Source organism: Telluria sp. AZSoR62 (assembly GCF_058111565.1).
Genome location: NZ_JBYTST010000419.1, coordinates 1 through 256 on the forward strand (window position 1 = coordinate 1; position 256 = coordinate 256).

Annotated in this window: 1 protein-coding gene; it reads right to left on the reverse strand. The window is 64.1% G+C overall.

Annotation, left to right across the window (positions count from 1 at the left end; all coding sequences use genetic code 11):
- On the reverse strand, nt 1-256 hold a 256-nt coding region (locus tag AC3XQU_RS24295; RefSeq protein WP_489876679.1), incomplete at both ends, for an SDR family NAD(P)-dependent oxidoreductase.

Below are 256 nucleotides of genomic sequence, written 5' to 3' on the forward strand. Positions count from 1 at the left end.
CAGCAGGTTGGTCAGCAGGAAGTAGGCCATCACATTAGTGGCGAAGGTCAGTTCTATTCCATCGCGGGTTACCTGACGCTCCTCGCGGAACACACCCGCTGTGTTGACCAGCACGTCGAGCCGGTCGTGCCGGGACAGGAAGTCGGCCGCCGCCGCATGGATCGAGGACTGGTCTGAGAGGTCACAGACCAGTGGCTCAAGTTTGGCGCCCGGAACGTGCCGGCGGATGCCCGCCATCGCCTCGCTCGCCCGGGTT